Below are 21977 nucleotides of genomic sequence, written 5' to 3' on the forward strand. Positions count from 1 at the left end.
GGAACCGGTGGGGGCCGGGTTGCGTCCAGTAGGGTGAGTGAAGTTTTACGAAGGGTGGGCTGAACGCTATGGATGTGGGGCAGGGGACTGCGACCGCGCTATATCAGCAGGCGGTGGCGGGGACGTTCCGGATGGAGCGGGGAGCCGCGGAGCGTTGCGCGGCGGTGTACACGCGGTTGGTGGATACATGCCTGGACCAGCAACTCATGGACGCCAAGCGGTTGCACGAAGTATCCGGATTCGGCGGATTCGTCTCGGCGCAGGAACTTCAAGCAGGGTTCGCGGCCAAAGGTGCTTCGGTGACCGATGCGCTACTGGGCATCAAGGAAGCCGCGTTGCGAATGGCCGCGGCATACCTGCAGGCCGGCGGTGCATTCGAGGAAGCAGATGTGATGAATAGTCGAGCACTGACGGTCGCCGGAGAGGCTGTGGAATGAACCCTCGAAACTTGTTGGCTGTTGTTGCCGCCACGGGAGCTCTTGTGGGCTTGACGGCTTGCTCGACCCCCGATGAGCCGAGCGGGACGGCTTCGGCGACGTCCGAATCACCTGTGGTTGCGGAAACGAGTTCGGCGCGTCCGACATTGACAGAGTCGCGATTGCAGCCTCCGCCTTTGGAGAACGAATATACGACGCAGGGTCGACCAGAAGTGGTGTTCGATCCGTGTACATGGATCAGCGACGAGGCCGTCAGTGAAGCGGGACTCGACCCGGCGACCCGCCGCCGGGGTAAGGATATCGTGGCGGAGTACACCTTTCTGACATGCGACTTCGAAGGTGATCTTCGCGAACTCTCGATCAATTCCGGCAATGTGACCTGGGAAGAGGATCAGCAGAAGAACGGCGCACACAGTGAGCCATTGACGGTAAATGGCCGGGAAGCGCTACTGGTGCAGGATCCAACGCTGAAGAGCGTTTGCAGCATTCATGTGCGGACCAAGGCCGGCCTCGTCATGTTCAGTTCATCGCGAACCGATGAGGGATCCATGGCCGGACTTCAGCGCTGCGATGGCGTCCTCGAGATCGCGACAGTACTGGAACCCGAGATCGGGGCGGAGAACTGAACGATGAGCGATGAAGACTATCCCGGGATCGGGGCTGCCGGGCCGGGACTGAGTGTCGATCTCGGATCGGTGGAGGATCGGATCGCGAGCCAGACAAGCCTGTCCGGTGCGCAACATTTCGGGTCGCAGCTGTCCCATGATGGGCAGGACCCCGCCTATATCACTCAGATGGAGCTCTTCGAGGGGCTCTCGCACGAAGAGATCTATGCGAAGGTCAGCGAAATGATGCCGGGCGTCATGCACGCTGTAGCAGACACTTATAAGTCCATCGCGAATTCTCTGGGTGGTGCACTGTTCGGCTCGTTGCTGTCCATCCAGCGTGAACTTTCCGATGGCATGGACGGCCAGTTCGCGGATGCGGCGAACCAAGCCTCCAGGACGTTCTTCGATCAGGCTACCGATGTGCAGGAAGTGCTCAACTCGGTCGGTATGCGGATCCATGCGGCCGCCTATGGCGCCGAGGTGGTGAAGAAATCCGTCCCGCCGCCACCTACTCAGACTCAGGCTGCGGGTGGCAATCCCGCCGTGTCCACGGGCCTGGTCGATCCGGCGAAGATCGCGGAGACCGTGGTCAGTGCGACCGATCCGGCGGCCGCAGCGGCTTTCGATGCGTACAAGGAAGATCAGCGGCTGGCCGCCGTCGAGGTAATGAATTTGGCCTACAAACCCACCTACCAGCCCGCGGGTGAGGGTGTGCCGACCTTCGTCCCGGTCCAGGTTCCCGGTGACCAGCCCGGCCCCGGCGGCCCGAACGGTACTACTCCCAACAGCACTACTCCCGGGCCCGGTACACAAACGCCGACCGGTGAGAATCCGGGGGAGAACGAGACCGAAGCGCCGACGCAGGAAACTCCCGGAACCGAAGAACCGCAGACGACTACAGCGAGTACCAACGAGACTCCGACCTCGCAACAGCCGAGTACCACCACGGGTAGCCCCGCCGGCGACCCGCAACGGACCACGCCGTCGACCACCACACCTGGTTCGCCCGGGATGCCGGCGGGGACGCCCGGTTCGCCCAGCGGGGCCCCGCAGGGCCAGACTCCGGGCAAAACCGTCCCGGGAGCTCCCAGCGGTACGCCGAACAGCCCCTCCGGTAGTCCGGCGGGGTCGACCGCAGCGGGTACCAACAGGGCGATGTCGGGTATGCCCGGGATGATGGGCGGCGGTGCGGGTGCAAGGCGGGGTGAGGACGATGACGAACACAAGGTCCCCGATTACCTGATCCAGGACCGCGAGGAAGAGCTGTTCGGCGCGCGGCCCCAACTGCTGGACGGTGTGCTCGGTGGCGACGCCCCCGCCGCGCAACCGGCCGATGACCGTGGAGAACGTAGGTGAAGTGGGAGTTCACGCCGGACGAGTTCATGCACGTCTGGAAGGAGACGGGTAAGGATCGCTACCCGTACCCACTCGAGTTGCGTTCGTCGGTGCGCTGGGAAGACGAGTTCCACCGATTGTCCGCGCGCATCGAAACCCAGTATCCGCGTGGCGGCGACCCGGACCTCACGGCCGCGCTGCGGGTCGCGGCGGATCCGGAGTCGACGCTCACGCTCTCGGGTAGCCGGCGACGCCGGATCCGGGCATACGGAGCCTTCGCGGGCAACGCCGGTGTCACCGTCGTGCAGTTCCCCGGCACGGAAACGGATTTCGACGGAAAGTTCGTGGTGCAGATCGGGTCGCCCGCGATCGTCCCGCGGATCTTCCTGCAGATCCTCGGTGAGCTGCCCAAAGGCACCCGGCCACCGCTGGTGGAAAGTATCGACCGGTTGCGCGACACCTACGAGGTCTGGAACGGCGGCAAACCGCAACCGGCGGACCGGATGCGCCGGTTGCTGAAGGCGCCCCGGGCGGGCTCGGGCTTTCTCCAGGCGCGGCATCGGCTCCGTGATCCCCAGCCGCCGGAGCCGCGCTACCTCAGCTGGTTCGATGTCGCCGACGACGGCCGCTACATCTACGGGCATCGATACCAGGACTTCCACATCGACCCGGTTTCGCACGACGAACTGAAACGCGCACTTACGCAACTGATCGCCCCGTCCTGAACCACATCCGCCTGGTACTCCGCGTTCCAGGCCGGCGGGTACCGGGACGTGGCAGGTCATGCCAGGGTTGGTCTGGTGGCGCAGAAGTGCAATCAAACACCATCTTTCACTCCTCGGGTTAGTCTTGGCCTACGCCCGGCAGGGTCCGGCGGGGGCACATGGACGGTGCCGGACCCTCCCGCAGCCGATCTCCAGCTGCGGCGGTGACGTTCCGCGAAGGTGAGTCGCGGAACATCCCGCGCGGGCGCATCTCCAGTAGATCGGACAGGTCCGCGATTGCGCTGCCCCATCGCCGGAGAAATGTCGTGGTACAGCGGACTTTCCACCACGACACCTTCCATATAGAGACAATCCAGTTAGCGAGGGTAAATATCGTGGGTAGTGGGTCCATGCTTCCCCGCCGCGCCTTGGGGCGTCAGCTGCGCAAAATGCGCCTGCGCGAGGGAATCACGCAGGCGGGTGCCGCGCGGGTCGCGGAGGTATCGCCGCAGTCCTACGGACGATTGGAGGACGGCCTCAAGACCAAGGTCACCGATCTGGCCATGAACGCACTGTGCAATGCGTTCTCCAGCACGGACGAGGAGCGAAGGATCATTCTCGACCTTGCTTCGGATATCCGGCAATCCCAGGGGTCCGATGGCGGATGGTGGCAGTCATATGCCGAGGCGGTGCCGAAGACGTTCAATCACTTCATCGGTTTGGAAGAATCCGCGACGCACATCTCGTCCTGGGAGGTCGCGTTGCTCCCCGGTTTGCTGCAGACCAGGGAGTACCGCCGTGCCCTGATTTGGGCGGAGTATCCGGATATGCCGACGGAAAAGGTCGAGCTGTCTCTCGATATCGTCATGCGGCGACAAGAAGTCCTGATGAAGAACGACTTCCACTTCGAGGCGATGATCGCTGAGCCCGTTCTGCACGCGCCGATCGGTGGACCGGCTGTTTCCGCAGATCAGCTCTCGCATCTGCTTGCGGCATCACGATTGCCGAGTGTCACCATGCGGATCGTGAAGCGGGATGCTGGAGACCTGCTCGGTTTGATCACGGGGTCATTCGTAGTTTTCGATCTGCCACCGTTGCCGTCATCGCGCATGCGCCAATCTTCGGTGGCCTACGCCGAGGGCTACTTCGGCAGGGTCTATATCGAGCGCGAATCCGAGGTCGCCATGTATACGCGCGCTGTGGAGAGGTTGCGGCGAGTAGCGTGTTCGCCAGAGGAGTCCAGGGAATTGGTGCTCGAGGCACGCAAGGAGTGGGAACAATGATCGACCTATCCAGCGCTCGGTGGTTCAAGAGCAGCCGGAGTTCCGGTCAGCAGAATTGCGTGGAGGTTGCCTTTGTGAGCGGCGGGCTGGTCGGTGTGCGGGATTCCAAGAACCCCACCGGTCCGGCCCTGGTCTTCGGCCCGGAGGAATGGGCCGGTTTCCTCACCGGCATGGCGGGCGCTGGGTTCGGTGCAGCACCTGATACCAGCGCGGTGTGATGTAGGGGGCAGGCTGACAGGTTGAGGCCCACTGTGGTTCTACACGCGAAAAGGGTGTTGGTTGTTAATATTCCCCCGTGGAGGCCATGGGGGAGTTCGTTGTCGGTGTCGATACCCTGGCCGTTCAGGCGGCTCGTCGTCGGACACTCCGGTTTATGACGGCGTCGGTGGTTGTGGAATCAGCAAGTGCGTTGGTGATCTCGGCGTTGGCGGGTTTCGTGGTGTGGCTCACCGGGCCGATCGGCTTCGTGCAGTTCGCGGTGGTGCCCTTCTTTGTTTTCGGCGCGCTGCGGACGCTCAGAATCCGGCGGCGACTTCGGGACAAGTGGGCGGCCGAGGGTATCTGTCGTAACGCAATGCGTTTGTCCGCCAATGGACTTCGTCTCAGCCTCGATGGTGCGCCGGATTCCATCTTTCTGCCTTGGGACACTGTGCAAGGGTTGCGGCTACATCGGTGGCGGGGCCAGGAGTTGCTGGTCGTCGATCTGATCCCCGGAGCCGGCGTTTCCACCGCCGGCGTTCACGGCCTCGACCACTCCGAGGCGCAGTCGATGCTCCGGAAGCGGACTCACGGCACCACCGGGCTACGGACCGCCGTGCGTATCCTCGCCCAGCCGATGTCGGCCATCGACCGGGCCGCGGCCTACTTCACCGCAGGCCGGGTCCGCGTTCACTGAAGAAGTGCCATTGCGCGAGCCTGCGCTTCTAGCTGATCGATCACCGACCGCTGTCCGGCTCGGCCAGCGCGGCCATCCCGGCGCCGACCTTTCGTGCCAGTTCGTCGACCTCTGCCTCGGCCATGACGAGGTATTCGGGTTTGTCGACTGCGGCGAACTGCTGTTCGCGAAAGGGGATCCCGGGCGGCAGCGGCGCCAGGTGCCAGTGAACGTGTGCGACTCCCTGCATGCTGCCGAAGCTGAACACATAGAGGCGTTCGGTTGGCGTGATCCGGGTGAGGACCCGGCCGAGGCGATGGATGCGCCGCTGGAGTGCGAGGTAGTCGTCTTCGGTGAAGTCCGAGACGACTCCCGTCACGTGGCGTCGTGGCGCAAGCAGACAGTAGCCATAGAGGCGAGGCCAGGGCGGAAAGAACACGACGCAGTGTTCGTCACGGTAGGCGACAGTTTCGCGCTTGCGCGTTGACTGTTCGTCGGCCAGTTCGCAGATGAAGCACCGACCGGCGGCATTGTCGGCTTGGATTCTGTCCACGTAGGCGTTGACATCGATCGTCTCTGTCTGCCTGCCGACGACCGCACTGACACTGTCTGTTCCAGCACGTTGCGCCGGTGAGTTCTGTGGCTCCATGACTACTTTTGCTCCGTTGCTGTCTCGGCTCGGACCTTGTCGAGGTAGGCGCTCATGTTGATTCCCAACGATTCTGCGTCTCGGTCTTCAGCTTCGTATGCGTTTCGTCGTGCTTCGGACTGTCGCAGCTTTCTGCCGACGCGCACACGAGTTCGAACATTCACACCGACGTCGGGGCACGGCCAACAGCGTCATGGACCGATGGGTTTCCGTCGAATTTCAGGGATTGGCCAGCTGAGATATAGAATTGTCATGAAGGGTAGTTCATTCGACGTTACTGTACGCCTGGAACTCGGCGCGCCGACGTCCGCCGAGTTCACTCGTCAGCATGCCATACGGCCAATTCTCCGCCAGGCATACACACAACTCTGAATCCCCTCGTTCCGACCACGTTCCAGGCTTCGTAGTCAGCATCGGCGACAGCCTCGGCGGACCAGCCTGACTCGAACTCCAGTCGAAGTCCGCCATCGTCCGTTGTCTGGGCCTCCCGGACCTTCCCGGTGAGTTGCCGACCGATCTCTTCGGGTAACTCGCCGACCTGGTAACTGTGAACCGCCTGGTCGGGTGACCTGATTTTCACGATGCTTTCCACTTGGACTTCGAAATCCGATCCCGCGCGGAGAACAAGGATTGGAGTCAATTGTGCAAGTTCCACCGAATGGTCTGGTATCGAAAGAATCATTCCCGCCATCCGCCGGAAAGTACAAGCGCTGACAGAGCATGTCCGGCGAGCCGGACCACTTCAGGCCATCGGGGGTGGTTGAGATACTGCAGGTCGTCGGCTTCTCCAAGCTCGTCGATCAGTGGACCGAGTACCCGATCGAGAGCTGTCAGCCGTGCGATCTCGGCTCCGCCGAGCAGTATGTCGCCGATTGCCGACGCCGGATCCGGGAGAACCGTCGTGTCGTCGTAGAGGATATGTACTCGGAGCGTCAGATCATCGTAGAAGTTTTCCTCGGGGAGGATCCGATCGACCCACACCCGTCTCTGATATTCACTATCGGATAGCGCCGCCACCGCATCGATCACCTCACGGCGCATAGCCGGAAATCTAACACGTTTCATGGGGTGTAATCATCAGCTGGATACCTCGATCTCGTTCGGTATAGGCCAACCTTCTGGTGGTGTATCGGTAACCCACGCGAACTCTAGTCCGGAGGGTCGCCTATTGGATATCCAAATCGATATACCCCTCTGATACTCGCCTTCTGAGAAGGTCGATAATTCCAGTTTAGGCGGGTCGTCGGGAGTGGGTGCCCTCGTGGCCAAGATATCCGAGGCAATTGGTATCTGACGACATGAGATCACGGCGCCTCTCCTTTGATTGCGAATTGTAAACGGGTGGAAGAGTAAATCGCTACTCTCGGCCTCGGAGTCTTTTGATCTGCTGAAGACCAATGGCGCTATTATCTGATAATTGGTCTTGTAATGGCTCGATGATATCGAGGATCGCGATGTCGCCGCTTGCGTCCAGCTCGTAGAGTCTGTTGGCGATGTAGTCCGCGTCCGGGTCGTCCCGGCGTCTTCCAATCTCGTCGAGGACAAGGAAAATGCCTTCTCTGCCGCCTCGACGTACCAGAATATCGGCTGCGTCGACCTGAATCGTGACGACTTCGTCGTCCAGCATGTCGTGCAGGCGTTCTACCGCCCTGCAGTCATGAAGAAATTCCGCCAACTTATATATGGCGCGATCTCGGGTCGTACCGTCCGTGCTCCGGGACTTCGTCAAGGCATGCACCAAGGCGGTCGTGTCGTTATTCGGATCCATCGACTCCACGGTGATCGCTCACTGGACGCTATCGACGGCAGAATTCTCGTCGGTGTGAAAAACCGGAGGGTATGCGCTCCAAATCCGAACGGAACCCCAATCTCCTTCGACCCGGTAACTGCCTTCGTAGGTTATCAGGGAATCTATGTTCCCGTAGTCTACTTCACCGGTTGCGTCTCTGTACTGCTGGAAGGAACGCTCGTCCCAAACTATCCGGGAGACGTTCTCGAATTCAAGCTTCCCGCGTGCATAACAGTATTGGGCGTCCGGCTTCGGTGGTTTGTACAGTGGGCTGTCCGGAGTAAGTACGGCGTAGAGTCGAAATTCCAGCTTTCCGGGCGATTCGGATATTTCCAGCACATAGCTGTCCTCTAGGTACACGCCTTTTAGGGAATCGAATTTAGTGTAGTCGTCTGTCATGGCAAGTCCATCTCGATCGGGGTATGGTTTCCTGGATCGCTCTTGCTCACGTGGTTGCCATCAGGGTCGACCCGTTGTCCATCGGAGTTCCGTATCTCAACATGTGGATTCTCGCTTCCTGGCGTCCGTGGAGTGCCTCGTTTTATGGTTAAGCGAATAATTCCGTTCTCGTCGGTGTACTTTATGGGGCCGGTTTCGGTCTTCGACCGTGTCCACCCTTGCTCTTGGGCGTATTGCTCCAGCTCGCTGGCTTTTGGTACACGGCCGTCCTTGAAGAGCTCTGCCCACTCTAATGGCTTCTTCTTCTCACTGGCTTCGACTGTGTCTTCGGCGGTTTCGATGGCGTCGTGGAGGCGTTCGAGTTTGGTGCGGGTGTCGGTGGTGTTGCGGGTGAGGGTGACGATCTTGCGGAGGCCGGCGGCTCTGACGATGTCGCGGAGTAGTTCGATGGTGTCGTCGACGAGTTTGACGAATTTGCCGGCGCGGACGGCGTTGACCGCGAGGGCGCCGATGCCGAAGGTGATGGCGGAGGCGGCGACGGTGATGGCGGCGGTGACGAGGATTTCTTTGCCGAGCTCTTTGGCGAACGTGTCGAGGGCGCTGCTGAGTTTGCCCTGCATGGTTTCGTGGGCGGTTTTCTGGTGTGCGCACTCGTTCGCGAGGTCGGTGAAGGCGGCGATGAGGTCTTCGGCGGCGGTTTTGGTGGTGCGTAGGTCGTCGTCGATGGTGGCGACTTCGGGGGTGGTCACGGTCTGGAACAGGTCGGCGGCGCGTCCGAGTTCGGCGGGGAGGTTGGTGATTTCGGGGGCGTGGGCGAGTGTGTTCCAGACGGTGGCGGCGGTGTGGAGTTTGTCCTTGTCGCCGTCGGGGACGGGGAGGTCGACGCCGATCTTTTTGGCGAGTTCGAGGCCGTCGTCGAAGAGGCCGCTGCCGGGGCCGCCGGCCGAGGGCGGTGGTATCGGGCAGCTCGCGAAGGCCAGGGGTGGGTCGGCGGGTTTTGTTGGTGGTGGGGTGCCGGAGGCGGGGTTGTGGTCGCTGAGGGCGTAGGTGTGCCCGATCAGGTTGAGGGCACGGTTGTATCTGTCCAGCAGCATGGTCAGTGCGGTGACCAGGTTGTTGGTTTCGCGGACCTGCTGGTCGTAGGAGATGGCCCATTCTTTGCCGGGCCCGGCGCTGCCGGCCATGGCGGTGGTGGGTTCGAGTGCTTTCAGGTTGTTGCTGTAGGTGGTGAAGAAGGCGGTCGCGGCCCGATTGATGATTTTGGCGGCCTCGTAATAGGTGGCCGGGTCGACGTTGATGAAGGTCATCGACGGTTATCGGGGGCCGAGGATGCGCTGCACGGTTTGGATGGCGGTGGTGTAGCGGGTGTGGGCGTCGAGGGCGGCTTGACGCATGGTGTCGACGCCTTCGCGGACGTCGGTGGCTCCGGTGGACCATTGCCGGAAGGCGTTGGCTTGGGCGAGGGCGGCGTCGCCGGTCCAGGTGTGTTGCAGTGCGGCCATGCGTTGTTCGAGGCCGGTGAGGCTGTCGTTGAGGAAGCCGATGAAGTTCGCGGCGCGGGCGGTGAGGTTGTCGAGTTGGTCGAGGTCGACCTGGAAGGCTTCATCGTCGGGCATCGTATTTCCCCCGTTTTTGCAGGTCAGAGATTGAGCGATGGGTAGCTCTGGGAGTTGCTGTCGTCTTGTTCCACGAACGTGACGGTGGTGACTCCCAGCAGCTCGGCGATGGTCGAGAGGGCTTCGAGAACTTCGACCGCGCCCTGTTTGGTCTCGTCCCAGCCAGCCCGATAGGCGTTGGCGGAGTTGCCTTTCCACACGCCGAGTACGGCATCGATATCGGTGTCCAGGGAATGCAGGGCGTTCACGAGCTGGTCGGCGGTGAGTTGCACGAACTTGCCCGCATCCAGGACATGGTCGGGTACGACCTGCAAGACCGGAGCCGAATCTGCCGGATCCCCCACAACATCCCCACAATCGGTCGAACAGCAGTCCCGCCGAACAGTACCGGCACATACTGCATTGTCAATCCGTCGTGGTGGGCTGAAATGATCGCGCGGCGATCCAGACCTGAGGCGCGGCGCGACTCGCTCGGCTCCACCACAGTGCCGGGCAGTGATCCGCGGCAGCTCAACTTGACCGTCTCCGCGGCGACGTAGCGGCCGCCGGTGTTCTGGACTGCCCAGGGTCACAGCTGTGGGACGCGGCGGATAGGTGGGTGTCGCGTGGCCGGGGCAGTGGGCGACGGAGTCCAGTAGGGTTACGCGGGATTTCGAGGTGCAGAGGGGAACCGGGTGGTGCTGGCACAGGGTGAGGATTTCGCCGGTTATCGCATTGAGCGGCTGCTCGGCGTCGGTGGTATGGGGGAGGTTTATCTGGCACAGGACCGCGATCTGCCACGTCCGGTTGCTTTGAAACCGCCTCGACTCCCGAGCCGAGAACGATCTACGCAACGATGACCATGACTCTGGAGAAGGTCGACGGCCGGTGGTTGTGTAGTAAAACGGTAGAGCCGGAGACCTGATATCCGAATCGGAGGCGGTAGCTTTCACCGCCTGCGGACCCCTTACTAGAGGGCGGCGTCTGTCGTATGTGTTCGAACGTGCATTCGGCGGGACCGGTGGTGTGTGGTGGGCCCATCCGGATCGCTGCCCGACTGACGGGTCGCCACGCCGGGTGCTGGCCGACCCCTGGGTATCTAGTGGTGCGGCGGCATCGGTGACCGATGCGCTTCTGCGTATGAAGGAAGCCGTATTGCGGATGGCCTCGGCCTACCTTCGTCCGGAACATCCTCGATTCCTTGCGGCGGCCGGTGAAGGGAACCGGTCAGCGATCAGAGTGCGTCAACCACGACAACCTGCACAATCACCTGGACCAGCAGCGGGCCGGTCTCGATCACGTTGTAGAAGATCGTGACGCCGCCGAGGTCCCACTCGTATGCGTCGGGGATCTCTTCCCCACCGGCCCGGAACGGGATCGCCCCGTTCGCAAGCGGCAACGGGTCGTCGAGCAGGTCCAGCAACGCAAGGCGAACCTTCAACCGCAACTTGTCCGGCAGGTCGTAGATCTGCTGTTCTGCTCGCGAACCTACTTCGATCAGAACCCTACGGGCGGTCAAAGAGATCCTCCCGCAGCAGATCCGCACGGGTCAGCGTCCGGAAGGCGGCGGGATCGGTTTCGAATTCCGTCAGGCCCGCACGCATCTGCGTGGCGATCTCACTGCGGCGCTGCTCTGCGCGGAGGCGACGGAGGTCCTCACGCGCCTGCTTCAGCTGCTGATACTCGCTCAGGCTGACGATTACGTCGACAGCACCGTCCGGGCCGGTGATCACACGGTGCGGATCGCCGGCGGGTAGTGGACTCGCTGGGGGCATGACCTGATGATAGGCCACTCGGCCAGCAATCCACTCCGAGAAAACTGCCGCCAGAAACGCCCAGGTCACCTCCGGATCCAAACGCAGGGTACTCAACCGGTCGCATTCACGGGGAACGTGTCACCACACCTATACCCCGTGGTCTGCAGCAAGCGCATGCTGTCCCGGGGTGCGCCCGTCGACAGTGAGCGTCGATCGGGCGGGGTGATCTAGACCTCGAGCGTGGCACCCCAGCTTCGCTGGGCGCGGGCATAGGGTCGGGCTATGAGCGAGGAGACGCAGTATCGCATCGAGCACGACACGATGGGTGAGGTCCGGGTTCCGGTGGACGCGTTGTGGCGGGCACAGACGCAGCGGGCCGTGGAGAACTTTCCGATCAGCGGGCGGGGGTTGGAGCGGGCGCAGATCCGGGCGCTCGGGCTGCTGAAGGGGGCCTGTGCGGTGGTCAACCGGGATCTGGGGCTGCTGGACGGGGAGTTGGCGGGGGCTGTTATCGCGGCCGCGGCGGAGATCGCGGAGGGGCGGCATGACGACCAGTTCCCGATCGATGTGTTCCAGACGGGGTCGGGGACCAGTTCGAATATGAATGCCAACGAGGTGATTGCCTCGATCGCGGCGGGTAACGGGGTCACGGTGCATCCGAATGATCACGTGAATATGTCGCAGTCGTCGAACGACACCTTTCCGACCGCGACTCATCTGGCCGCCACCGAGGCGGTGATCAAGGATCTGCTGCCCGCGCTGGAGCATTTGCGGCTCGCGCTGCTCGACAAGTCCGAGGAATGGCGGACGGTGGTGAAATCGGGTCGGACGCATTTGATGGATGCTGTGCCGGTGACCCTGGGGCAGGAATTCGGCGGTTATACGCGGCAGGTCGCGGCGGGAATGGAGCGTCTGCTGGCGACGTTGCCGCGGCTCGGGGAGCTGCCCATCGGCGGGACGGCGGTCGGGACCGGGCTGAACGCGCCCGCCGGGTTCGGTGCGAAAGTGGTGGCGGAGCTGGTGCGCAGCACCGGGATCGATGCGCTGACCGAAGCCGAGGACCATTTCGAGGCGCAGGCCGCGCGCGACGGACTGGTGGAAGTTTCCGGTGCGCTGCGGACCGTGGCGGTGAGCCTGACGAAGATCGCCAACGATATCCGCTGGATGGGGTCGGGGCCGTTGACCGGGCTCGGTGAACTGCAGTTGCCGGACCTGCAGCCGGGTAGTTCCATCATGCCCGGCAAGGTCAATCCGGTGCTTCCGGAGGCAGTGACCCAGGTGGCCGCGCAGGTGATCGGTAACGATGCCGCGGTCGCGTTCGCCGGGGCGGGCGGGCATTTCGAACTGAATGTCTACATTCCGGTGATGGCGCGCAATGTGCTCGAATCGATCCGTCTGCTGGCGGCGGTTTCGCGGCTGTTCGCGGACCGGTGCATCCACGGGTTGACCGCGAATACGGAACGCCTGCGGACGCTGGCCGAATCGTCGCCGTCGATTGTGACGCCGTTGAATTCGGCGATCGGTTACGAGGAAGCGGCCGCGGTGGCCAAACAGGCGCTGCGGGAACAGCAGACGATCCGGCAGGCCGTGATCGACCGCGGGCTGATCGGGGAGAAACTCAGCGAGGACGAGCTGGACCGGCGGCTGGATGTGCTGTCGATGACGAATGTCGACCGGGACTGAATCCGGCCGATGATCTACGGCCGGTGGTGACGGTCAGTTGCCGCCCAGTCGCACGGAGGACGGTGACCGGCTCGAGCACGCGGTGCTCGAGCCGGTCGTGGACCCGTGCGCCGGATCCGATCTGAGCAGTGCCGGTCAGGACCGGAAGCGGGCGAGTTCGGCCCGTGCCGCCTCGCCGGCCTCACCGAGATCGGTGCGGCCGAAGACATCCCAGCGCTGCAGCAGCGGGGCGAAAACCAGCTCGTCCTGTTTCGCCGGATCGTAGATTCCGGCCTCGGCCAGCGCCTCGTCGCTGCTGCGCCCGTCGGGCAGGGTCACCGAGGGCACCCGGAACGCGGCGACCTGATCGGCGACGGCACGCATGGCCTGATCCGGCGCTTCGGTGAAGCCGGCCGCCAGGAGATCGGCGAATACGTCGGCCTGCAGCTCGTCGTCCCGGGCGATCCGCTCGCTGATGGCGGTGACCAGCGGGTTCTCGCCGAGTGCGGCGGTGTTGCGGTGGCGGATCGCCGCGGCCTTCTCCTCGAACGCGCAGGCGGCCAGCACGTCGAGCAGGTGCAGCGGCGGCCGGCGGAAGCTGTCGGTCATATGACCCATCCGCAGCCGTTCCAGTTCCACCGGGTCACAGGCGCGGGTGACCATCAGGTAGTTACGGATCAGGACGGAATGCCGGGCCTCCTCGGCCGTCCAGCGGCCCACCCAGCGCCACCACGCACCGGTACGCAGGTATTTGCCGACCTCGCGGTGATACGAGGGCAGGTTGTCGGCTATCAGCACGCTCACGGTGAGCGCCAGCCGGGCCGTATCGCCCAACTCGGACTGGGCTGGGTCCCAGTTCTCGCCGCCGAGGAACGCGAAGTTCCGGCCGTCGTCCCAGGGGACGTAGTCGTGCGGCTGCCATTCGTCGGCGATCTCGGTATGGCGCCGCACGGTCAGTTCCACCTCGACCGCGAGGGATTCCAGCAGGTCGCGGTCGGTCAACAGATTCTGCACGCACACACGGTAGCGGGTCGGAGCGGAGATCGGGTGAGCGCCGGGGCGGGTTGGGAATTATCGGTCACAGGTCCAGTTCGGATCGTGAACGCGCACCATTCCGGTGGGCCGGAAAAGTGACCGGGAATTCCGTGCGAAGCGCTCGATGCCGGCGGGTCGGTGCGGACAGCGAAAAGGGCACCCGCCAAGCGAGTGCCCCATGCGCCGGAGATCAATTCTGGGTCACGGTGGTGGAGCGGTCCGACGAGTTCCAGGTGATGGTGCCGCCCTCGAACTGGCTCTGTTTGCCCTCGGGGGTTTCCTCCTCGTCCGAGGTCGGGAAACCCAGTTCGCCGTCGGCGCCGCCGTTGGCCTCCCAGGCCTCGCGGATATCACCCCACACGATGTGGGCCCCGGTTTCCTCGCTGAAGAAAATGGTCCCGCCGACGAAGTTCTGGTAGCGGCCACCGTCGCCCGCGACCTCTTCTTCGCCCTCGGGCATACCGAGCGTTCCGGCCGGGCCGCCGGCCTCGTTGTACTTCTGGTAGATGCTGCCGGATACGGTCACCTCGGTGCCGTCCGGCGTCTGCACGGTGGTTTCGCCGGCATCGGCGTTGGGATCCTCATCGGGGGTGGGCGATCCCTCGGCACCGGTAGTCTCGGTCGGTGAACCCTCCGCCCCGGGGGAACCGGTCGGGGTGTTGTCGCCGCCGGGCATTACCGCCGAGGTCAGCGAACCGACGGAATCCGATACCGAGTTGTCGTCGTCGCCGCAGCCCGCAACGAGCAGGCCCGCGGCCGCGAGCGCCATGGTGAATCCAGCCGAACGTCGAGCGAAGTGATGCATGTCCATCCTCTCGCGACAGGCCGAAGTGATACACGGCCCAGGCCGCGGAATCATCACTCCGGCTCCATGAGGTGGCAACGCAACGGCTAACCGGCACGAGAACCGTAGCGCTACCGCTTCGGTGATCACGAGGATCGTACCCGCAGGAGAAGCTTGGAGAATAGTGTGCCAGAAAATAGCTGTATCTGGGGCGTGCTGATCCGCGAATTGCAGATCGAAACTGCCCAGCCATGAAAAGTTCGGCGAGCCCGGAAGGTTCACTCCGCGCCGCCGCCCAACGTGCCCAGCGGTGGTGCCGAGTCCAGCGAGGCCTTGGAGGTTTCGGCCCGGCCCTGCTTTCAGTCCTCGAAGCGCATGCGCCGCAGGCGCGAGTCTCGAGGGCTGAAAGCAGGGCCCAAGGGGGGCCGAAACCCGCGCCGCCGCAGGCGGCGCCGATATTACGGCAGGGGCGGGGCGGCGTGTTCGTCGCCGTGGAAATCGACCGAGGAGTATTCGCGGAGTTTGGTGAGGCGGTGGTAGGCGTCGATCATGCGCACGGTGCCCGACTTCGAGCGCATGACGATCGACTGGGTGGATGCGCCGCCGCCGGAATAGCGGACGCCGCGCAGGAGGTCGCCGTCGGTGACGCCGGTGGCGCAGAAGAAGACATTGTCCCCGGACACGAGGTCCTCGGTGACGAGCACCTGATCCAGGTCGAGCCCGGCGTCGATGGCCTTCTGCTTCTCTTCGTCGTCCTTGGGGGCGAGTTTGCCCTGCAGAACGCCACCCATACAGCGCATGGCCGCCGCGGCGATGATGCCTTCGGGGGTGCCGCCGATGCCGACGAGGATATCGGTGCCGGAATCGGGGCGGGCCGCGGCGATGGCGCCGGCGACGTCACCGTCGGAGATCAGCCGGATGCGGGCGCCCGCGTCCCGGACCTCCTGGATCAGGTCGGCGTGCCGGGGCCGGTCCAGAATGCAGACGGTGATATCGGAGACCGAGGCGCCTTTGGCCTTGGCGACTCTGCGGACGTTCTCCCCGATCGGGATCGAGATATCGATCACGTCGGCGGCCTCGGGGCCGACGGCGATCTTGTGCATGTAGAACACGGCCGACGGATCGAACATGGCGCCGCGTTCGGCGACGGCGAGCACGGAGATGGCGCCCGGTGAACCCTTGGACATCAGGGTGGTGCCGTCGATCGGATCGACCGCGAAGTCGACATCGGGGCCGGTGCCGTCGCCGACGTTCTCCCCGTTGTAGAGCATGGGCGCCTCGTCCTTCTCGCCCTCGCCGATCACCACCACACCGCGCATCGATACCGAGCTGACCAGCTGCCGCATGGCATCCACGGCCGCTCCGTCGCCGCCCTCCTTATCGCCCCGGCCGACCCACCGGCCCGCTGCCATGGCACCGGCCTCGGTGACTCGGACGAGTTCGAGCGCGAGGTTGCGGTCGGGTGCCTCGCGGCGGCTCGCAGGGGTCGAAGATGCCGTCATGGCGGGTGCCTCCTTGGCGTCGTAACTTCGCGGTAATTGTCGCATTGACCGGATCCGCGGAGTTGATCAGCTGGTACGGCCGTGCCGGGGGCGGCGCGGGGGAGACGGCAGGACCGGGGGGATACTGGGTGCGTGCCGAACCAAAAGCCACGCATCCTGAACGACTACCGGGACCTGCTCTTCTCGCTGATCCCGTTGGTGCTGATCGCTGTGGTGTTCGCCGGTGTCACCAGCCAGTGCAGTTTCGCGGCGAACGGGCCGACCCAGGGGACGATCCCGAGTTTCGACGCCGCCTCGGCCCTGCGCTCGGATGCGCAGAATCTGCGGTTCCCGATCCGCGAGCCGGCGTTGCCGGAGAACTGGAAGCCGAATTCCGGGAGCCGCGACACGATCACCAGTGCCGGTGGCGGCACAGTGAGCACGATCGGCTACATCACCGGTGCCGGCACCTATATGCAGCTGAACCAGAGCGATGCCACCGAGGACGTGCTGGTGGACCATATCGTCGGTGCGCGCTACGCCACCGGGACCCGGGAAACCGGCGGGCAGAAATGGGTGGAGTACGCGGAACCGGACGCCGAACCCGCATGGGTCGCCGATTTCGGTGACAGCCGGGCCCTGATCCGCGGGGCGGGCGATACCGCGGCCTTCGAAACGCTGGCCGCGGCGGTGACGGCCGCGCGGCCGCTGTAATCCGCGGTCACTCCGCCCGGTCGGATTCGGCCAGCGCCTTTTCGATGCGCTGCCGCGCACCGGCCAGATGTTCGGCACAGCGGTTGGCCAGTGCTTCACCGCGTTCCCACAGGGCGAGGGCGTCGTCCAGATCCATCCCGCCCTGCTCCAGCATCTTCACCACATTGACCAGTTCGTCACGGGCGCGTTCGTAGCCGAGACCGGCGATCTCGGCCAGTTCGTCGTCGGTGCTGGTATCCGGCACGGTCAGGTCCTCTCGGTGTCGTCGGCCGGTCGTTCGGCGGCGGTCCGGCGGGTGCGGTCGCCCAGCGGTGTGGTGCCCAGACCGGCGGCGGATATCGCACCGTCACCGACCCGGATCCGGAGCTGGCTGCCCGCGGGCGCGTCCTCGATAGCGCGAACCACATGCCGTTCGGAGCCGGCTACGCGTTGTACGACAGCGTAGCCCCGGGCCAGGGTCGCGGCCGGGCCCACCGCGGTCAGCTGGCGGCGCAGATGATCCGTCGTGGTGGCTTCCGCGCGGACCAGGCCGTCCACGCTGCGGCGGGCCGCGGTCCGCAGGCGTTCGATCTCGTCGTGACGATGCCCGAGCTCACGCAGCGGGTCGGCCAGGACCGGCCGCGAGCGCAGCTGCGCCAGCGCGGCGGCCTCCCGCTGGACCCAGCCGCGCAAGGCGGCGGCCGACCGGGAACGCAGGTCGTGGACCAGGGCGGTCTCCGCGGCGGCATCGGGGACGATGCGTTTGGCGGCGTCGGTCGGGGTGGCGGCGCGCAGGTCCGCGACCAGGTCGGAGAGCGGGGAATCGGGTTCGTGGCCGATCGCGCTGACAACGGGCGTGGTCGCGGCGACGATCGCGCGGCACAGCGTCTCGTCGGAGAACGGCAGCAGATCCTCGACGCTGCCGCCGCCGCGAGCCAGCACGATCACCTCGACCGCCGGGTCACGGTCGAGTTCGGCCAGCGCGTCCAGAATCTGTGGTACCGCGGACGGGCCTTGCACGGCGGTGTTGCGGACCTCGAACCGCACCGCGGGCCAGCGTCCCCGGGCGACGCTCAGCACATCGTGTTCGGCGGCGCTGCCGCGGCCGGTGATCAAGCCGACGGTCGCGGGGAGAAAGGGGAGCGGGCGTTTGATCCGTTCGTCGAACAAGCCTTCCGCGGCCAGCAACGCCTTGAGCCGCTCGATGCGGGCCAGCAGTTCACCGACGCCGACCGGACGGATCTCGCTGGCTCGCAGCGACAGCGTGCCGCGCCCTGTGAAGAAGGCGAGTTTGCCGTAGACCACCACTCGGCTGCCTTCTTGCAGCGGTACGGGGGCGTCGCGGAGCAGGGCCGGATCGCAGGTCACCGAGAGCGACATATCGGCGGCGGGGTCGCGGAGCACCAGGAACGCGGTGCGGGTGCCGGGGCGCAGATTGATCTGGGTGAGCTGGCCTTCGACCCAGATGCTGCCGAGCCGGTCGATCCACTGCGCGACCTTCATCGACACCGAACGCACCGGCCACGGCTGCTCGGCGGAGTTGGCGGGTGCGACGGCTTGCCCGGACCGGCCGGAACCGGCCCGGCCGGCCGCGGATACCGAATCGGCTCCCGTCACTGGGCTCGCACGGTGGCGATCCGGTTGGTCAGCATGGTGACGAACGCCGCGCGATCCCGGGTGCGCTGCTCGTAGTCGAGCAGGGCGACCAGGTCGGCGATGGTGAGGGTGCGCAGCCGGCCGCGCAGCTGGGCGAGGGTCATATTCGGGTAGTCGTAGCGCGCGCCGACCTCCGGAAGTTCGGGTTCGGGGGCGCTCGCAGGTTCGGGATCGGCCGCGGCTTCCGGCTCCGGGGCAGGCGCAGTCTCGGGCTCCGGGGCGATATCGGTAGCCGGGCCGGTCTCGGAATCCGGCGCCGGCTCCGTCGCGACCCGTGCTTCCCACTCCTCGGTTTCGAAGGTGGCGGCCTCGGGCACGGCACTGCCGTTCTGCATCGCGCGCAGCCCGGCGAGGGTTTCCTGCAGCGCCAGCTCGACCTCTACCGGGTCGGATTCGAACCGGTCGAACCCACTGCTGCGGGCCGGCCCGGCGGCACCGGGGGTGCGTACGGGTAGTTCGTCGTCCTCGTCGAACGTGGCCCATTCCGGCTGCTGCTCCGGCCGGTTGATGATCCGGTCGAAGACCGAATCGCCTTTGATCGCGAGACTGGTGACGAACTGCTGGACGTGCATACCCGTCTGCAGCAGCTGGCTCACCGCGGTGACGGGAAATTTCACCGCCGCGGACGGCAGCCGGCGCGTCTCCTCGAGGACATAGACGGCGGCTCCGGCGGCGACACGGGCCAGGAACGGTGGTCGAAACATGGTACTAGCCTGCCCGATATCACACGGTCCGCAAAAGAGGGCGGGCCCACCCGGCCAGGCCGTGGCGCGCCGCGGGAGCGCGCCGGCCGGGCCGGTCTGCGGCCGTGGCCGGGCTCGGGAAACCGCGGTGAGCCTTTTGTCGCAGGTCAGCGCGGTGTACTGGCCGTGGAGGTGAACGGGTGGCGGGCGGAAGGTGTGCCGCGGCCCACGCGCGCGGCAGTGCGGTAGGGACGCACGTATCCTGTCGGCATGTCCTCGGCAATACCGTTGAATGTCGGAATCACTCGCTCCGCCGGCACCGCCACCATGGCCCCGGAGGGGAAACGAGTGCTGCTCGCCGAACCGCGCGGCTACTGCGCGGGCGTGGACCGCGCGGTCGAAACCGTGGAGAAGGCGCTGGAGAAACACGGCGCCCCGATCTACGTCCGCAAAGAGATCGTGCACAACCGCCATGTGGTGGAAACCCTGCGCGAACGCGGGGTGATCTTCGTCGACAGCACCGATGAGGTGCCCGAAGGTGAACTCGTGGTGTTCTCCGCCCACGGTGTCTCCCCGGCCGTCCACGCGACCGCCGCCGAACGCAAACTGCGCACCATCGATGCGACCTGCCCCCTGGTGACCAAGGTCCATCAGGAAGCGAAGCGGTTCGCCCGCGACGACTACGACATCCTGCTGATCGGCCACGAGGGGCACGAGGAGGTCGAGGGAACCGCCGGCGAAGCGCCCGACCATGTGCAACTGGTCGACGGCCCGGACGCCGTCGAGGGGGTGCGGGTGCGTGACGAGTCCAAGGTGATCTGGCTGTCGCAGACCACGCTCAGCGTGGACGAGACCATGGAGACGGTCTCCCGGTTGCGGGAGAAGTTCCCGGCACTGCAGGATCCGCCCAGCGACGATATCTGTTACGCCACCCAGAACCGGCAGGTCGCGGTGAAGGCCATGGCGCCGGAATGCGATCTGGTGATCGTGGTCGGGTCGCGGAATTCATCCAACTCGGTGCGCCTGGTCGAGGTCGCGCTGGGCGCCGGGGCGAAGGCGTCGTACCTGGTGGACTACGCACGCGAGGTCGACCCGGCCTGGCTGGACGGGGTGCGCACGGTCGGGATCACCTCGGGCGCCTCGGTCCCCGAGATCCTGGTGCGCGGAGTGCTGGACATGCTGGCCGAACACGGGTTCGGCGAGGTCCAGCCGGTGACCACCGCGAACGAAACCCTCGTTTTCGCCCTGCCGCGGGAGCTGCGCGCCGCCCGTCACTGACGGATCCTGGTCGGTATGCGGCGACGACCGGGCGTCACATCCGTTCGGGACGGCGCCGCTCCGGGATGGGCTCGCGATCGCGGAACCGGGCTACCTGTGGCTGGCGAGGCGGTTCACCGCCACCACGCCGGGCCCGCGCGGGTTCTTCCTGTGGCGGGGTGGACGGGCGCGGGGGTCGTTGTGGATGGACCTCGCGGGCCCGGGGTGCGGCCGGCCGTGCGCCGGTTTCCGCGGGTGCCGCCTGCCGGTTCCGGCCACCGCGGCGCGGGGGTTCGGCGGCGGCGTCTCGCGTGTAGCCGGGTTCGGGGCGTTCGGGCCGGGCTTTCGTCTTGGTCTTCGCGCTCGCCTTCGACCGTGCGGCCAGCGTTTCGGCGCGCGACGGTTTAGCGCCGCGAGCCGGTTTTCCCTCGCCACCGGCCGACCGCTTCGATTGGCCGCGGACGGGCCGTTTCCCGGTATCCCGGCGGGTCCGGCTCTCCGCGCGGCTCTGCGCCGCGCTGCGGCTCGTGCGGCGCTCACCGCGACCCCAGTTCGTGCCGCGCCGCGCCGCGGCGGTTTCGCTCGCCGCTTTCTCGGATCGGTGCATCGCGATCCGGATCCCGGCCACGATCAGCACCAGCGCGGTGGCCAGCATCATCGGCGGGAAGCGGTGGACCAGCGGGATGGCCAGGTTCAGCAGGATGTCCTTGAGCGAGGCGGTGCTGCTGCCGGTGAGCTGGCGGTAGGCGATCGGCACCGCGACGAACAGCAGTAGCGGCGGTAACACCATGGTGGTGAACAGGCCGCGGAACCGGACCGCGGCCACGGCCGCCAGGCAGCCGAGAATATAGAAGGCGCTGAAGGTGCCCGTGAGGTCCGTGACGTCGCCGAGGGCATCGATGAGGAAACCCACGAAGGTGCACGCCGCCGCGATGAGCACGGCGGCATAAGCCGGTACACCCGGCACCGTCGGCAGTAACGAACGTTGCGGCGCGGGCACCCGGGAATTCACTCGTTGGGAAGCAGCCACGTAATGAACACTATCGCCCGGAGGGGTCGGCCGTGTTACGGCACGGCCGGTCCGGTGGCACGATTGTGCGGAAACGGTGCTCGGCGGCGGTATTCATAACCGTCAAGGGCGGTGGGTGGCGCCCACCACTATGGCTGATTCTGGCCTTTGGCTCTTCTGAGACATCGATGCGGAGGCTGGATGGTGCGCCGCGAGAACAGCGTCGGCGTGTTGCCGGTGTGGCGTCGCCGGGATCCGGGTTTCGCATTGAAAGGTGTCGGTGGGTT

At 65.2% G+C, this 21977-nt stretch carries 27 protein-coding genes; 10 read left to right on the forward strand and 17 right to left on the reverse strand.

The window, feature by feature from the left end:
• The first annotated feature begins 74 nt into the window (after window positions 1–74).
• From ACIA75_RS28870 to ACIA75_RS28900, 7 genes are all read left to right on the forward strand, one after another.
• On the forward strand, window positions 75–437 hold the full coding sequence (locus ACIA75_RS28870) for a hypothetical protein (protein ID WP_397109520.1): 363 nt from the start codon (window positions 75–77) through the stop codon (window positions 435–437).
• On the forward strand, window positions 434–1063 hold the full coding sequence (locus tag ACIA75_RS28875) for a DUF3558 domain-containing protein (RefSeq protein ID WP_397109522.1): 630 nt from the start codon (window positions 434–436) through the stop codon (window positions 1061–1063). Before ACIA75_RS28870 ends, ACIA75_RS28875 begins: the two co-directional genes overlap by 4 nt.
• 3 nt (window positions 1064–1066) lie before the next feature.
• Window positions 1067–2401, forward strand: a complete 1335-nt coding sequence (locus ACIA75_RS28880; RefSeq protein WP_397109524.1) for a hypothetical protein — start codon at window positions 1067–1069, stop codon at window positions 2399–2401.
• A complete protein-coding gene (locus tag ACIA75_RS28885; RefSeq protein WP_397109526.1) occupies window positions 2398–3105 on the forward strand; it encodes an ESX secretion-associated protein EspG in 708 nt (235 codons plus the stop codon). Before ACIA75_RS28880 ends, ACIA75_RS28885 begins: the two co-directional genes overlap by 4 nt.
• A gap of 389 nt (window positions 3106–3494) precedes the next feature.
• Window positions 3495–4367: a helix-turn-helix domain-containing protein gene (locus ACIA75_RS28890; RefSeq protein ID WP_397109528.1), complete on the forward strand. Its 873-nt coding sequence runs from the start codon at window positions 3495–3497 to the stop codon at window positions 4365–4367.
• Complete coding sequence (locus ACIA75_RS28895; RefSeq protein ID WP_397109530.1) at window positions 4364–4585, forward strand: DUF397 domain-containing protein; 222 nt, start codon at window positions 4364–4366, stop codon at window positions 4583–4585. Before ACIA75_RS28890 ends, ACIA75_RS28895 begins: the two co-directional genes overlap by 4 nt.
• A 155-nt stretch (window positions 4586–4740) precedes the next feature.
• Window positions 4741–5262 carry a hypothetical protein gene (locus ACIA75_RS28900; protein WP_397109532.1) on the forward strand — a complete coding sequence of 174 codons (522 nt, stop codon included), beginning with the start codon at window positions 4741–4743 and terminating at the stop codon, window positions 5260–5262.
• Window positions 5263–5302: 40 nt separating this feature from the next.
• Here ACIA75_RS28900 and ACIA75_RS28905 read toward each other — a convergent pair whose 3' ends face one another.
• From ACIA75_RS28905 to ACIA75_RS28950, 10 genes are all read right to left on the reverse strand, one after another.
• Complete coding sequence (locus ACIA75_RS28905; RefSeq protein ID WP_397109534.1) at window positions 5303–5890, reverse strand: HIT family protein; 588 nt, start codon at window positions 5888–5890, stop codon at window positions 5303–5305.
• Between the two features lie 316 nt (window positions 5891–6206).
• A complete protein-coding gene (locus ACIA75_RS28910) occupies window positions 6207–6581 on the reverse strand; it encodes a DUF6188 family protein (protein ID WP_397109536.1) in 375 nt (124 codons plus the stop codon).
• Window positions 6569–6919: a hypothetical protein gene (locus ACIA75_RS28915; RefSeq protein ID WP_397109538.1), complete on the reverse strand. Its 351-nt coding sequence runs from the start codon at window positions 6917–6919 to the stop codon at window positions 6569–6571. Before ACIA75_RS28915 ends, ACIA75_RS28910 begins: the two co-directional genes overlap by 13 nt.
• 328 nt (window positions 6920–7247) lie before the next feature.
• On the reverse strand, window positions 7248–7658 hold the full coding sequence (locus ACIA75_RS28920; protein ID WP_397109540.1) for a hypothetical protein: 411 nt from the start codon (window positions 7656–7658) through the stop codon (window positions 7248–7250).
• An 18-nt stretch (window positions 7659–7676) separates the two neighbouring features.
• The gene (locus ACIA75_RS28925) at window positions 7677–8078 is read right to left on the reverse strand and encodes a hypothetical protein (RefSeq protein WP_397109542.1); all 402 of its coding nucleotides are present in this window, start codon (window positions 8076–8078) and stop codon (window positions 7677–7679) included.
• Window positions 8075–9385, reverse strand: a complete 1311-nt coding sequence (locus ACIA75_RS28930; RefSeq protein ID WP_397109544.1) for a hypothetical protein — start codon at window positions 9383–9385, stop codon at window positions 8075–8077. The genes ACIA75_RS28925 and ACIA75_RS28930 overlap by 4 nt, the downstream gene beginning before the upstream one ends.
• Window positions 9386–9391: 6 nt before the next feature.
• Window positions 9392–9694 (reverse strand): WXG100 family type VII secretion target, encoded by a 303-nt coding sequence (locus tag ACIA75_RS28935; RefSeq protein WP_397109546.1) that lies wholly within the window; start codon window positions 9692–9694, stop codon window positions 9392–9394.
• 23 nt (window positions 9695–9717) lie between these two features.
• Window positions 9718–10008, reverse strand: a complete 291-nt coding sequence (locus ACIA75_RS28940) for a WXG100 family type VII secretion target (protein WP_397109548.1) — start codon at window positions 10006–10008, stop codon at window positions 9718–9720.
• Window positions 10009–10907: 899 nt separating this feature from the next.
• Window positions 10908–11192, reverse strand: a complete 285-nt coding sequence (locus ACIA75_RS28945) for a hypothetical protein (protein ID WP_397109550.1) — start codon at window positions 11190–11192, stop codon at window positions 10908–10910.
• Window positions 11179–11448 (reverse strand): hypothetical protein, encoded by a 270-nt coding sequence (locus tag ACIA75_RS28950; protein WP_397109552.1) that lies wholly within the window; start codon window positions 11446–11448, stop codon window positions 11179–11181. The genes ACIA75_RS28945 and ACIA75_RS28950 overlap by 14 nt, the downstream gene beginning before the upstream one ends.
• Window positions 11449–11712: 264 nt before the next feature.
• On the opposite strand from ACIA75_RS28950, the gene ACIA75_RS28955 reads away from it, so the two are divergent.
• Window positions 11713–13113 (forward strand): class II fumarate hydratase, encoded by a 1401-nt coding sequence (locus ACIA75_RS28955; protein ID WP_397109554.1) that lies wholly within the window; start codon window positions 11713–11715, stop codon window positions 13111–13113.
• 135 nt (window positions 13114–13248) lie between these two features.
• Here the strand turns inward: ACIA75_RS28955 and ACIA75_RS28960 are convergent, their stop codons facing one another.
• The 3 genes from ACIA75_RS28960 to glpX all read right to left on the reverse strand — a co-directional run bounded on the left by ACIA75_RS28960 (window position 13249) and on the right by glpX (window position 16413).
• On the reverse strand, window positions 13249–14106 hold the full coding sequence (locus ACIA75_RS28960) for an acyl-ACP desaturase (RefSeq protein ID WP_397109556.1): 858 nt from the start codon (window positions 14104–14106) through the stop codon (window positions 13249–13251).
• Window positions 14107–14317: 211 nt separating this feature from the next.
• On the reverse strand, window positions 14318–14932 hold the full coding sequence (locus ACIA75_RS28965) for an LGFP repeat-containing protein (protein WP_397109558.1): 615 nt from the start codon (window positions 14930–14932) through the stop codon (window positions 14318–14320).
• 437 nt (window positions 14933–15369) lie between these two features.
• A complete protein-coding gene (gene glpX, locus ACIA75_RS28970) occupies window positions 15370–16413 on the reverse strand; it encodes a class II fructose-bisphosphatase (RefSeq protein WP_397109560.1) in 1044 nt (347 codons plus the stop codon).
• A 132-nt stretch (window positions 16414–16545) separates the two neighbouring features.
• Between glpX and ACIA75_RS28975 the strand changes: the two genes are divergently transcribed.
• A complete protein-coding gene (locus tag ACIA75_RS28975) occupies window positions 16546–17106 on the forward strand; it encodes a DUF4245 domain-containing protein (RefSeq protein WP_397109562.1) in 561 nt (186 codons plus the stop codon).
• Between the two features lie 7 nt (window positions 17107–17113).
• Here the strand turns inward: ACIA75_RS28975 and ACIA75_RS28980 are convergent, their stop codons facing one another.
• The 3 genes from ACIA75_RS28980 to ACIA75_RS28990 all read right to left on the reverse strand — a co-directional run bounded on the left by ACIA75_RS28980 (window position 17114) and on the right by ACIA75_RS28990 (window position 19445).
• Window positions 17114–17350, reverse strand: coding sequence for an exodeoxyribonuclease VII small subunit (locus ACIA75_RS28980; RefSeq protein WP_397109564.1), 237 nt, complete (start codon window positions 17348–17350; stop codon window positions 17114–17116).
• 2 nt (window positions 17351–17352) lie between these two features.
• Window positions 17353–18603: an exodeoxyribonuclease VII large subunit gene (gene xseA, locus ACIA75_RS28985; protein ID WP_397110317.1), complete on the reverse strand. Its 1251-nt coding sequence runs from the start codon at window positions 18601–18603 to the stop codon at window positions 17353–17355.
• Window positions 18604–18698: 95 nt separating this feature from the next.
• A complete protein-coding gene (locus ACIA75_RS28990) occupies window positions 18699–19445 on the reverse strand; it encodes a lipid droplet-associated protein (RefSeq protein ID WP_397109566.1) in 747 nt (248 codons plus the stop codon).
• Window positions 19446–19694: 249 nt separating this feature from the next.
• Between ACIA75_RS28990 and ACIA75_RS28995 the strand changes: the two genes are divergently transcribed.
• Window positions 19695–20702, forward strand: coding sequence for a 4-hydroxy-3-methylbut-2-enyl diphosphate reductase (locus ACIA75_RS28995; RefSeq protein WP_397109568.1), 1008 nt, complete (start codon window positions 19695–19697; stop codon window positions 20700–20702).
• Window positions 20703–20736: 34 nt separating this feature from the next.
• Here the strand turns inward: ACIA75_RS28995 and ACIA75_RS29000 are convergent, their stop codons facing one another.
• Window positions 20737–21711 carry a DUF6542 domain-containing protein gene (locus ACIA75_RS29000; RefSeq protein WP_397109570.1) on the reverse strand — a complete coding sequence of 325 codons (975 nt, stop codon included), beginning with the start codon at window positions 21709–21711 and terminating at the stop codon, window positions 20737–20739.
• Window positions 21712–21977 lie beyond the last annotated feature (266 nt).

The sequence above is a fragment of the Nocardia sp. NPDC051750 genome (genome assembly GCF_044453135.1).
GTDB lineage: Bacteria > Actinomycetota > Actinomycetes > Mycobacteriales > Mycobacteriaceae > Nocardia.